Below are 12,280 nucleotides of genomic sequence, written 5' to 3'. Positions count from 1 at the left end.
TCGTTAATTTATTAACGAACTTCACATTAAATTTACATCGCGGTTTTTAACGTCAGTTTATCTGCTTGAAAAACGGCGTTATAGCGAGTTTTACTGATTGATTGCGATATTAATAAAAAGGCGCAGCAAGCTGCACCCTGATGGAGAGACGGGACGGTTACAGCGTTTTCAGCATGGTGACTTCGCAATCGACGTGGCCGGTGGCGCCCATCGCGTGGTCGATGTGTTCGAAACCCAGGTGTTCGTACAGCGCAACGGCCTGCGTCAGGCTGGCGGTGGTCTCGAGGTAACAACAGCGGAAGCCGTGCCGGCGGGCGAAATCCAGCGCCTGCAGCGCCAGGCGTTTCGCCAATCCCTTGCCGCGCAATACCGGCAGGAAATACATCTTCTGCAATTCGCAAATATCGTCTGCGCCGCCCTGCAGCGGCGCGATGCCGCCGCCGCCGGCGACCTGGCCGTCCACCTCGATCACCCAGTAAGCGCTGCGCGGCAGGCTGTAGAGCTGATACAGGGCGTCCAGATTGGGATCGGAGACGGTATAGCCTTTATCCGCCGTCAGGCCGTGCTCGGCGGAGACTTCGCGAATGACGTGAGCAATGGCGGCATTGTCTTCCGCCGTGATGGGGCGCACCAGCAGGCGCGCCGGGGTTGCTGTTGTCATGTTTACACTCGCCATTGAAAGAGACCACGTTCGTTTTTCGTTTTTATCGCAGCACGAAACGCGCCGGGGATTATTTCCCGGCGGCGTCCCTGCAGCAGTAATATCTTGTAATAACATCTAACCCGGCCCGGATGCAACGGCGATAAAAAAACAGCGGGGAAGACCCCGCTGTTTTTCAGGCGTTGGCGTGAGCCGGCGGATTACAGCGCGGCGATGGTCGCCTGCTGTTCCTGCAGCTTCACTTTGCCTTCTTTGCAGGCCGCCAGACGATCGCGTTCTTTGGCGACCACCGCTTCCGGCGCGCGCGCCACGAAGCCTTCGTTCGCCAGCTTGCCCTCGATCGCGGCGATTTCCGCATCCAGTTTGCCCATCTCTTTGGCCAGACGCGCGATCTCGGCGTCCTTGTCGATGAAACCGGCCATCGGGATCAGCAGCTCAGCGCCGTCCACCAGCTTGGTGACGGAGACCGGGCCTTTCTCACCGGCCGGCAGCAGCGCGATGGATTCCAGGCGCGCCAGGCGGGCGATAAAGCTTTGGTTCTCCTGCACGCGGCGCTGGGCGTCGGCGCTGCAGTTGCGCAGCAGCACGTCGAGCGCTTTGCTTGGCGCGATGTTCATCTCGGCGCGGATGTTGCGCACGGCGATGATGGTTTGCTTGATCCACTCCAGATCGTTCAGCGCCTGCTCGTCTTCCAGCGCGGCGTCGTAGGCCGGGAACGGCTGCAGCATGATGGTGTCTGCGGTCGTGCCGGTCAGCGGCTTCACGCGCTGCCAGATGGTTTCGGTGATGAATGGAATGATCGGGTGCGCCAGGCGCAGCAGCGCTTCCAGCACGGTAATCAGCGTGTGGCGGGTGCCGCGCTGTTCCGCTTCGCTGCCGTTGCTCACCACCGGCTTGGTCAGCTCCAGATACCAGTCGCAGAACTGGTTCCAGGTGAATTCGTACAGGATGTTGGCCGCCAGATCGAAGCGGTAGGTGTCCAGCGCTTCGCGGTAGGCTTTCACCGTGCGGTTGAATTCGGCCAGGATCCAGCGATCCGCCAGCGACAGCACTTTCTCGCCGCCGTTGAAGCCGCAGTCGTGCGCTTCGGTGTTCATCAGCACGAAGCGGCTGGCGTTCCACAGCTTGTTACAGAAGTTGCGGTAGCCTTCCAGGCGCTTCATGTCCCAGTTGATGTCGCGGCCGGTCGATGCCAGCGCCGCCAGGGTGAAGCGCAGGGCGTCGGTGCCGTGCGGCTCGATGCCGTTCGGGAATTGCTTCTCGGTGCGCTTGCGGATTTTCTCCGCCAGCTGCGGCTGCATCATGTTGCCGGTGCGTTTTTCCAGCAGATCTTCCAGCGAGATGCCGTCGACCATGTCCAGCGGATCGATCACGTTGCCTTTCGACTTGGACATCTTCTGGCCTTCGTCGTCGCGGATAAGGCCAGTCATGTAGACGGTCTTGAACGGCACCTGCGGCTTGCCGTTTTCATCCTTGATGAAGTGCATGGTCAGCATGATCATGCGCGCGATCCAGAAGAAGATGATGTCGAAGCCGCTGACCATCACGCTGGTCGGGTGGAAGGTTTTCAGCGCCTCGGTCTGCTCCGGCCAGCCCAGGGTAGAGAAGGTCCACAGGCCGGACGAGAACCAGGTGTCCAGTACGTCTTCGTCCTGGGTCAGCACCACGTCGGCGCCCAGGTTGTTCTCGCTGCGCACTTCTTCTTCGCTGCGGCCCACGTAGACTTTGCCGTTCACGTCGTACCAGGCCGGGATGCGGTGGCCCCACCACAGCTGACGCGAGATGCACCAGTCCTGGATGTCGCGCATCCAGCTGAAGTACATGTTTTCGTACTGCTTCGGCACGAACTGGATGTCGCCCTGTTCGACCGCTTCCACCGCCACTTTGGCCAGCGGCGCGGTGCGCACGTACCATTGGTCGGTCAGCATCGGCTCGATCACCACGCCGCCGCGGTCGCCGTAAGGCACCGTCAGGTCGTGCGGTTTGATCTCGTCCAGCAGGCCCAGATTATCGAAGGCGGCAACCACCGCTTTACGCGCCGCGAAACGCTCCAGGCCGCGGAACTCGGCTGGGATCTCGTTGCAGTAGTCGGTGCAGACTTCGCCCAGGGTGTTGAACACTTCTGCTTCCTGACGGATGTCGCCGTCGAAGGTCAGAATGTTGATCATCGGCAGGCCGTGGCGTTTGCCGACTTCGTAGTCGTTGAAATCGTGCGCCGGGGTGATCTTCACGCAGCCGGTGCCTTTTTCCATATCGGCGTGTTCGTCGCCGACGATGCGGATGCGGCGGCCGACCAGCGGCAGAATGATCTCTTTGCCGATCAGGTCTTTATAGCGCGGATCTTCCGGGTTGACCGCCACGCCGGTATCGCCCAGCACGGTTTCCGGACGGGTGGTGGCGACCACCAGGTAGTCTTTGCCCTCGGCGGTTTTCGCGCCGTCGGCCAGCGGGTAGCGCAGGTGCCACATGGAACCTTTGGATTCGCGATTTTCCACTTCCAGATCGGAGATGGCGGTGCGCAGCTTCGGATCCCAGTTCACCAGGCGCTTGCCGCGGTAGATCAGGTCTTCTTTGTGCAGACGGACAAACACTTCGCGCACCGCGTTCGACAGGCCTTCGTCCATGGTGAAGCGCTCGCGCTCCCAGTCCACGGAGTTGCCCAGACGGCGCATCTGACGGGTGATGGTGCCGCCGGATTCCGCCTTCCACTGCCAGATTTTGTCGATGAACGCGTCACGGCCGTAGTCGTGGCGGGTTTTGCCTTCTTCCGCAGCGATCTTGCGCTCCACCACCATCTGGGTAGCGATGCCGGCGTGGTCGGTGCCCGCCTGCCACAGGGTGTTTTTACCCTGCATGCGCTGATAGCGAATCATGGTGTCCATGATGGTCTGCTGGAACGCGTGGCCCATGTGCAGGCTGCCGGTGACGTTCGGCGGCGGGATCATGATGCAGAAGCTTTCCTGGCTGGTGTCGCCGTTCGGCTTGAAGTAACCCTGACTCTCCCAGTGATCGTACAGCTTCTGTTCGATCTGTTTTGGGTCGTATGCGGTGTCGAGCTGACTGTTTGTCTTTTCCATTCTTTATCGTATTCAGTGAGTTGGCGGCGTAGCCGTGGTCAAATGGAAGCCGACGCTGCGATAGGCCTTGTAACGGTCGCGCGCCAACTGTTTCAGAGTGTCTTCGTAAGGAACGAAGTCTACCACTTCATGGAAAGCGGTAGCAAAATCGGCAAACTGCGGCAGCAGGGCGATCAGCAGATCGCGCGGGGCGTTGCCGCGCTTGCCGGGCCAGCACAGTTCCACCGGCGCGCCGTAGTGCGGCCCTTCGCCGGCCAGGTTGTGCGGCACGAATTCATGCGGCTCGCGCTGCCACAGCGCTTCGTCCAGCCGCTGGGCCTGCTCCTGGCTCTCGCAGGCGATCAGCACCCGCTTGCCGGAACGGAAGCCGCTGGCGGCAACGGCGCAGGCCACGGCCTCATGGGCGCTGAGCGCGCCTGACGGTTCCGCGTTGTCGAGCAAATAAAACGTCGCCTGTTTCATTAAGGATCCACCGCTGCCGATAAAAAAATGTAGGGGCACAGCATGCTGTGCCCCTTGGGATTATACCTGAATTACCGCTCAGATTTAATCGTCGCCGTTCAGGCCTGCGCGGTTTAATAGGAACTGCGACAGCAGCGCCACCGGGCGGCCGGTCGCGCCCTTGGCTTTACCGGAGCGCCAGGCGGTGCCGGCGATATCCAGGTGCGCCCAGGTGTACTTGCGGGTGAAGCGCGACAGGAAGCAGGCGGCGGTGATGGCGCCGCCAGGGCGGCCACCGATGTTCGCCATGTCGGCGAAGTTGGAGTCCAACTGCTCGTAGTACTCGTCGGCCATCGGCAGACGCCAGGCGCGGTCGCCGGCCTGCTCGGAAGCGCCCAGCAGCTCGTGCGCCAGCGGGTTGTGGTTCGACATCAGGCCGGTGATGTGGTGGCCCAGGGCGATCACACAGGCGCCGGTCAGGGTGGCGATGTCGATCACCAGCTCCGGTTCGAAGCGTTCGACGTAGGTCAGGGTGTCGCACAGCACCAGACGGCCTTCGGCGTCGGTGTTCAGCACCTCGACGGTCTGGCCGGACATGGTGGTCAGCACGTCGCCCGGTCGATACGCCCGGCCGCCCGGCATGTTTTCACAGCCGGCCAGCACGCCGATCACGTTCAGCGGCAGGTTCAGCTCCGCCACCACGCGCATCACGCCGTACACGGTCGCCGCGCCGCACATGTCGTATTTCATCTCGTCCATGCCGTCGGCCGGTTTGATCGAGATGCCGCCGGAGTCGAAGGTCAGCCCTTTGCCTACCAGCACGATCGGCTTAGCGTCCGGATTTGGGTTGCCCTTATATTCCATCACCGACATCAATGATTCGTTCTGCGAACCGGCGCCGACCGCCAGATAGGCGTTCATGCCCAGCTCTTTCATCTGCTGTTCGCCGATGACGCGGGTGGTGATGTTAGTGCTGAAGGCGTCCGCCAGTTGGCGGGCCTGTGAGGCCAGGTAGCCGGCGTTACAGATGTTCGGCGGCATGTTGCCGAGATCTTTGGCCGCCTTGATGCCGGAAGCCACCGCCAGGCCGTGCTGGATGGCGCGCTCGCCGCTGGTGAGCTCACGGCGGGTCGGCACGTTGAACACCATTTTGCGCAGCGGACGACGCGGCTCCACCTTGTTGCTTTTCAGCTGATCGAAGGTGTAGAGCGTCTCTTTGGCGGTTTCCACCGCCTGACGCACTTTCCAGTAGGTGTTGCGGCCTTTCACGTGCAGTTCGGTCAGGAAGCAGACCGCTTCCATCGAGCCGGTGTCGTTGAGGGTATTGATGGTTTTCTGGATCACCTGCTTGTATTGGCGCTCATCGAGCTCGCGCTCTTTGCCGCAGCCGATCAGCAGAATGCGCTCGGAGAGAATGTTGGGCACATGGTGCAGTAGCAGCGTCTGCCCGACCTTGCCTTCCAGTTCGCCACGGCGCAGCAATGCGCTGATATAACCATCACTGATTTTGTCGAGTTGTTCTGCGATAGGGGACAGGCGGCGCGGTTCGAAAACGCCGACTACAATACAGGCACTGCGCTGTTTTTCCGGGCTACCGCTTTTTACACTGAACTCCATGCACTCTCCTGAATCTTAAAGACAAAGGCGGACGCTACGGCTAGAATAACCGACTCCGTAACGATCTCCTGCCATTTGAGTTAACGGATTATGTTAACCTGAACGGCATAAATTGCTCTGTTTTGGCGACTATAAGCAAGTTCCTATAGGACACCCAAACGGCTTGATGTTGTAATACTATTTTAGCTGTGAAGGTTGCCATATGATGAGAATAAATGGCGGATTAACGATGAAATTATCGATTTTCCTGCAAAAAGACAAGTTTTCACAGGCGTAATAAGCGTGATCATCATAAGATATCTGGTACGGGAAACGCTCAAGAGCCAAATCGCCATCCTGTTCATCCTGCTTCTGATCTTCTTTTGTCAGAATTTGGTCAGGGTGTTGGGCGACGCGGTGGACGGCAATATCCCGACAAACTTAGTACTCTCTCTGCTCGCGTTGGGCGTGCCGAAAATGGCGCAGCTCATCCTGCCTTTGAGCCTGTTTCTCGGCTTGCTGATGACGCTTGGGCGGTTGTATACCGAGAGCGAAATCACCGTCATGCACGCCTGCGGGCTGGGCAAACGCACCCTGATTATCGCCGCCATGATCCTGGCGCTGCTCACCTCTGCGATCGCGGCGGTGAACGTATTTTGGGCCGGCCCCTGGGCCTCGCGCTATCAGGACGTGGTGGTGAACGAAGCCAAGGCCAACCCGAGCATCGCCGGGCTGGCGGAAGGGCAGTTCAAACCCTCGCAGGACGGCAACGCGGTGCTGTTTATCGGCAACGTGAAGGGCAGCACCTTCAACGACGTGTTCCTGGCGCAGCTGCGGCCGAACGGCAACCAACGTCCGTCGGTGGTGGTGGCCGAGCACGGCAACATCGTGCAGCAGAAAGACGGCTCGCAGGTGGTGACGCTCGACAAGGGCACCCGCTTTGAAGGCACCGCGCTGCTGCGTGACTTCCGCATTACCGACTTCACCGACTACAAGGCGGTGATTGGCCACCGCACCGTGGCGGCGGACAACACCGAATCCGAACAGATGTCGATGCAGACGCTGTGGGAATCCGACGATCCGGACGCGCGCGCCGAATTCCACTGGCGCCTGACGCTGGTGGTGTCGGTGGCGCTGATGGCGCTGCTGGTGGTGCCGCTCAGCGTGGTGAACCCGCGCCAGGGCCGCGTGCTGAGCATGCTGCCGGCCATCCTGCTGTACCTGATCTTCTTCCTGCTGCAGACCTCGCTGCGCTCCAACGCCGGCAAGGGCAAACTGGATCCGATGCTGTGGCTGTGGCTGGTTAACGGCGTTTACTTCGCGCTGGCGCTGGCGCTGAACCTGTGGGATACCGTGCCGATGCGCAAGCTGCGCGCACGCCTGAGAGGAGCGGCCTGATGTTTGGCGTATTAGACCGTTATATCGGTAAAACGATTTTCAACACCATCATCATGACGCTGTTCATGCTGGTGTCGCTGTCCGGCATCATCAAGTTCGTCGATCAGCTGCGCAAGGTCGGCCAGGGCGAATACACCGCGCTGAGCGCCGGCATGTACACCCTGCTGAGCGTGCCTAAAGACATCGAGATCTTCTTCCCGATGGCGGCGCTGCTCGGCGCGCTGCTCGGCCTGGGCCAGCTGGCGACGCGCAGCGAACTGGTGGTGATGCAGGCTTCCGGCTTCACCCGCCTGCAGATCGCCGGCTCGGTGATGAAAACCGCCATTCCGCTGGTGCTGCTGACCATGGCGATCGGTGAGTGGGTGGCGCCGCAGGGCGAGCAGATGGCGCGCAACTACCGCGCCCAGCAGATGTACGGCGGCTCGCTGCTCTCCACCAAGAGCGGGCTGTGGGCGAAGGACGGCAACGACTTCATCTACATCGAGCGCGTCTCCGGCGATAAAGAACTCTCCGGCGTCAACATCTACCACTTCAACGATCAGCGTCGCCTGGAGACGGTGCGCTATGCCGCCACCGCCAGCTTCGAGAACGGCCTGTGGCAGCTTTCGCAGGTGGACACCTCGGATCTGACCAACCCGAAACAGGTGACCGGCACCCAGACGCTGACCGGCGAATGGAAAACCAACCTGACCCCGGACAAGCTGGGCGTGGTGGCGCTGGATTCGGATTCGCTCTCCATCAGCGGGCTGCACAACTACGTGAAGTACCTGAAGCAGAGCGGCCAGGAATCCAACAAATACCAGCTCAACATGTGGCGAAAAATCTTCTCGCCGCTGTCGGTGGCGGTGATGATGCTGATGGCGCTGTCGTTCATCTTCGGCCCGCTGCGCAGCGTGCCGATGGGCATCCGCGTGGTGACCGGCATCAGCTTCGGCTTCCTGTTCTACGTGCTGGATCAGATCTTCGGTCCGCTGAGCATGGTTTACAGCATGCCGCCGGTGCTGGGGGCGCTGCTGCCCAGCATGCTGTTCCTGCTGATCAGCGTGTATATGCTGCTCAAACGCAAGTAGCGGGGCGAGCGGTATGGGAAAAGGCGTGGCCGCGGGGCCGCGCCTTTTTTGTGGGTGCGGCATGCCCCGGTGAACCACTCCCCCGACCTGTCGCTTTTCGTCGTGCTATAGTCAACCCTGCGGCATGCGGATAGAGGGAGCGGGCAGTCAATGGAAGACGAATACAATCTCAGCAATATCATCGGCAAGCGCCTGGAAGCGGCGTTGGGGGAGTTGGGCGAGCTCCTGTGGGCGTATGTGGTGTTATCCAAAAAAGACATTTCCTGTATTTTTGGCGTCACCAACTACCCGACTGAATGGGTCAACAAGTATCAAGAGCAGGGTTTGCAGTACATTGATCCGGTGGTGATTACCGCCCGCAACCGCCTGACCCCCTTCGCCTGGGACGAGCAAATCATGGCCGACTCAGGGCTACATTTTCCCGAACTGTTCGAGCAGGCTCGCGAGTTTGGCGTGACGCACGGCTATACCTTCGTATTGCACGATTACAACAACAATCTCGTCACGCTTTCCTTTGCCTTCAGCGCAGAACAGAAAGCGGAAATCATCCCGGCGCTCATCGAACGTAAAGGTGAAATCTCGGTATTGCTGGCCTCAATCCATGAGTCGTATCTGGCGCTGGCCCCACCGTCAGATAAAAACGCCGCAGCGCTGGAGGGCAACGCCCGCTTTACCGACAGGGAAAACGAAATCCTCTATTGGGCCAGCGTGGGTAAAACCTACCAGGAAACGGCGATGATCCTGGGCATAAAGACCGGCACCATCAAGTACCATATGTCCAACGTCGTCAAAAAGTTGGGGGTAACGAATGCCCGACATGCCGTGCGCCTGGGGATGGAGCTGCGGCTGATTAAACCGGTGGATGGATAGGCTGCTCGCTCACGGCAGCTTTCGAACCGGGAAATGACGGGCGTTAATCGGTATTGAGTGGGCAGCGTGGCGGCTCACGAGAGGGAAGCAATACAGCACCGGCCCTGATTTCTACGATGTGAAATAATAACCTGCATGAACTGATAAAGGTCTAGTAAGGGACTGTACTTTAGTCTAACTAGTTTCTCACCCCTTAAGGCGATACACTTTCCCGGTAATGTTTTGATAAAAAATATAAAAAAAAACCTGACCGCGTAGGTCAGGCTGCCAATATTGGCCAACACCAGGGAAAATTTTCTTACATCATCTTAAAGCTATTAACTCTGCAGAGGCAAGTGTTCTCTGCTGGTTTTTACGCCTTGAGTTGCTATTTTGTTACGTATGTACGCTATTTTCTGGTGATTTTAGATAACCCCCCATCTAACCGAAATAGCGCCTCTCCCCTGAAAGCAGTATTCCGCTTCTTTATTTCCCATCTGATATTCATTAATGAAAAAATAGTGTTCTCGGAATGTTGCGCAACCTCATTCTTTATTCGCTGACACATTGGCGTGCAATTATTTGCAGCATTGCCATTACGGCTGGGGATTATTTTGTTTTTGCCAGGCGCAGGGTGAGACAGTGGCGATGGGGGAGGCGGTTGCGGCCTGCGGTGTGCCGGGCTCCTGAACCTGTTTCGCTAGCAGGGCGAGCGGTTCTGGCTAGTGGGAGTGAGTGACGTGCGGCACAGGAGCCACCATTGCTCTGTGCAACGATGCTAGAACCTGGGATCGGATGGTATTGCGTGAGTGTGGCGCCTGATCCTGGATGCTCGTTGCAATGCAGTATGCTCATCATCAACGTGGTTGGGAAGGGCGCACAGCGAGAGGATGGGGCGTGCAAACGCGCGTGGCGGCGGTTTTTTCGACACTTAACTCATTGAACAACGGATAAGTGTTGCGTGCTGGTCGCGGGAAGGTATAATTCACCCGTTTTCCGCATACTACTTCAGTGCCGAAGTGGCGAAATCGGTAGACGCAGTTGATTCAAAATCAACCGTAGAGATACGTGCCGGTTCGAGTCCGGCCTTCGGCACCATTAAGTACCGCGCGAACAAGAAGCCACCGAAAGGTGGTTTTTTTGTGCCTGGAATTTGCCCTGGGCTGGGTTTTCTACGATTTGCGTCAACAAGCTGCTGCAACGTACATATGCTTAAAGCTAGTGCTATTGCATAGCCTGTTATATTGGTAGAGTTTGTCGGTACATCCCAAATACAAAGTATAAACTCGTTTGGAATAGCGGAGTTAAGTCTTGTAGGTATATCAAAGAACTGATTGAATCATATTCAATAGCGTATGGCAGGCGGAAGTGTTTACTGGACTCTTTTAATAATTCAATCGCTATTAGTTTCATTTGTTTATTTTCATTACAGATGATGACTTCAGTTGCTCAGCATAACTGGAGACAAACGCATCTGGAGATCAATTGTTATTTTGTATAGAATGAGGATATTCTTTCTTTTGAGAACATGAAGTTATGAGCGCGATCACATTACGTAAGGCGTTAGGTGTACTTGCGAAGTCATCTTCGTTTTCCGTCACCACCGTGACACATCGCCAGAAGGATGAGTTCGACCAGTTGAAAGAACAACTCTTTGTTAAACAAGAGATCGAAACTGAATTACAACGTTATTTAGATATTGCCGCGCCTGGCGAAATTATTTTTTTGTGCGGTAGTAGCGGGGACGGTAAGTCCGAAATTTTAACCCGCTGTCAGTCAGATCCGCGTTATCAGCGGCGATTTATTTTCCATCTGGATGCCACTCATAGCTTTGCCCCTCGACAATCAGCCATTGATGCTTTGAATGAGTTATTTGCTAATCATCATCAGCAGTCATCTCCGTTGCTCATTGGCATCAACACCGGAATGCTTGCTAACTTTGCCCGAGAAGGCGCTGAATGCCACAGGGTGATCCGGTCTGCCATTGACTCATTTTTATCAGGGCAGCAGGATGCAAGCCGTCCTTACCATAACGAGAATTGTTCTTTTTTTGATTTTGAACACTATCCTAAATTCCAGTTTAACGAAAATAAAAACTATTCATCATTTATTAAATCCTTATTAGATAACTTAACTCGTGACGATGATAATAATTTATTTCAGTTTATCTTTCGGCGCGATGAGTCAATTAATCCAGAGCTAAAAGAGGTCGCAAACTTTAAATTGCTTTGCATGCCTGGCGTGCAGAATGTATTAATTACGCAGCTCTTTAAAGCGCGGTTGATTAAAGACCAGTTTGTTACGACCCGAACGCTGCTGGACTTTCTGCATCATCTGTTGATGGGGCCTGGTTACTTATTTGATAACCTCTTCATCGGTGCAGAAAATGATCTGATTAAAAAAGTTTCTGATTTTGATCCCGCCAGACTGCATACCTATGAACTTGATCAGTTTGTTTTGCGCTATGACCTGGGACTGGGTGACGCTGATCTCGATAATTTTTTAGCCGCACTTGAGCCGTTGCACATTAAGTTTGATCGCCAGAGCGTTAAGCCCGGTGATGCAACCTCCTTGATCCGGCTTTTCTGGCTGTTGCAGCACGAGTCATTGGGTAATGATTATCATCGGAAATTTTCCGCTTTCTTTAACGAATCGTTGTTTGAACGTTACTCAGAAATCTGGCACTTGCATAGAAATTACACAGCAGATCCGGAGCAAAAAAGATCACTGAATCGCTTCTATGCTTTTGAGCTTATCGCAGGTATCCAGCGCTATGCTAACCGCAAAGCACCTGAATTAAGTATGCAAAAAGAAGAGTTCTTCTTGGGTGAGTTTGGTGGGGTAAAAATAACCGCACCGGTAGAGGTGAAGCCTGATTGGGATGCTATCCGTAATAAACATACGGCTCATCCAACTGGCTTCGATGTCTATTTAAAGGTGGGGCGAAATCCACTGCCGCATATCCATATCGGACTTAATTTGTTCGAATTATTGGACAAGTTGAATAATGGCTATCGTCCGAATAAATACGATAAAAATGCCATCGTGTTACTGGATGAAATTGTTGAGTTGATCGCGGAGCAGGCTAAATCCAGCAGCGAAATCAAATTTTATGATGGCAGACAACGGGTTTATCGTGCAAAGGCGGATGACGATATGATCACTATTAGCGGTATGGAGGGTTAGCA

The 12,280-nt window shown here is 56.1% G+C and carries 8 protein-coding genes and 1 tRNA gene; 5 read left to right on the top strand and 4 right to left on the bottom strand.

What is annotated here, in order from left to right; genetic code table 11:
* Positions 1–157: 157 nt before the first annotated feature.
* The 4 genes from HWW83_RS12735 to pepA form a co-directional block, all read right to left on the bottom strand.
* Positions 158–661 carry a GNAT family N-acetyltransferase gene (locus HWW83_RS12735; protein WP_033636872.1) on the bottom strand — a complete coding sequence of 168 codons (504 nt, stop codon included), beginning with the start codon at positions 659–661 and terminating at the stop codon, positions 158–160.
* A gap of 200 nt (positions 662–861) precedes the next feature.
* Entirely contained in the window at positions 862–3,738 is a 2,877-nt protein-coding gene (locus HWW83_RS12730) for a valine--tRNA ligase (protein ID WP_033641696.1), read from the bottom strand.
* Positions 3,739–3,750: 12 nt separating this feature from the next.
* Positions 3,751–4,200: a DNA polymerase III subunit chi gene (locus HWW83_RS12725; RefSeq protein ID WP_025305119.1), complete on the bottom strand. Its 450-nt coding sequence runs from the start codon at positions 4,198–4,200 to the stop codon at positions 3,751–3,753.
* A gap of 84 nt (positions 4,201–4,284) precedes the next feature.
* Entirely contained in the window at positions 4,285–5,796 is a 1,512-nt protein-coding gene (gene pepA / locus HWW83_RS12720; RefSeq protein WP_004933352.1) for a leucyl aminopeptidase, read from the bottom strand.
* A gap of 282 nt (positions 5,797–6,078) precedes the next feature.
* On the opposite strand from pepA, the gene lptF reads away from it, so the two are divergent.
* From lptF to dptF, 5 genes are all read left to right on the top strand, one after another.
* Entirely contained in the window at positions 6,079–7,173 is a 1,095-nt protein-coding gene (gene lptF / locus HWW83_RS12715) for an LPS export ABC transporter permease LptF (protein WP_033641697.1), read from the top strand.
* A complete protein-coding gene (gene lptG / locus HWW83_RS12710; RefSeq protein WP_033641698.1) occupies positions 7,173–8,243 on the top strand; it encodes an LPS export ABC transporter permease LptG in 1,071 nt (356 codons plus the stop codon). Before lptF ends, lptG begins: the two co-directional genes overlap by 1 nt.
* 150 nt (positions 8,244–8,393) lie before the next feature.
* Positions 8,394–9,113: a LuxR family transcriptional regulator gene (locus HWW83_RS12705; RefSeq protein ID WP_033641699.1), complete on the top strand. Its 720-nt coding sequence runs from the start codon at positions 8,394–8,396 to the stop codon at positions 9,111–9,113.
* 992 nt (positions 9,114–10,105) lie between these two features.
* Positions 10,106–10,190: transfer RNA gene (locus HWW83_RS12700), tRNA-Leu, on the top strand.
* Between the two features lie 438 nt (positions 10,191–10,628).
* Positions 10,629–12,278: a DNA phosphorothioation-dependent restriction protein DptF gene (dptF, locus tag HWW83_RS12695; protein WP_176589347.1), complete on the top strand. Its 1,650-nt coding sequence runs from the start codon at positions 10,629–10,631 to the stop codon at positions 12,276–12,278.
* Positions 12,279–12,280: the final 2 nt, after the last annotated feature.

Source organism: Serratia ureilytica (genome assembly GCF_013375155.1).
Lineage (GTDB): Bacteria > Pseudomonadota > Gammaproteobacteria > Enterobacterales > Enterobacteriaceae > Serratia > Serratia ureilytica.
Note: the sequence above shows the minus strand (reverse complement) of the source record. Positions and strands in the feature narration are given on the sequence as shown.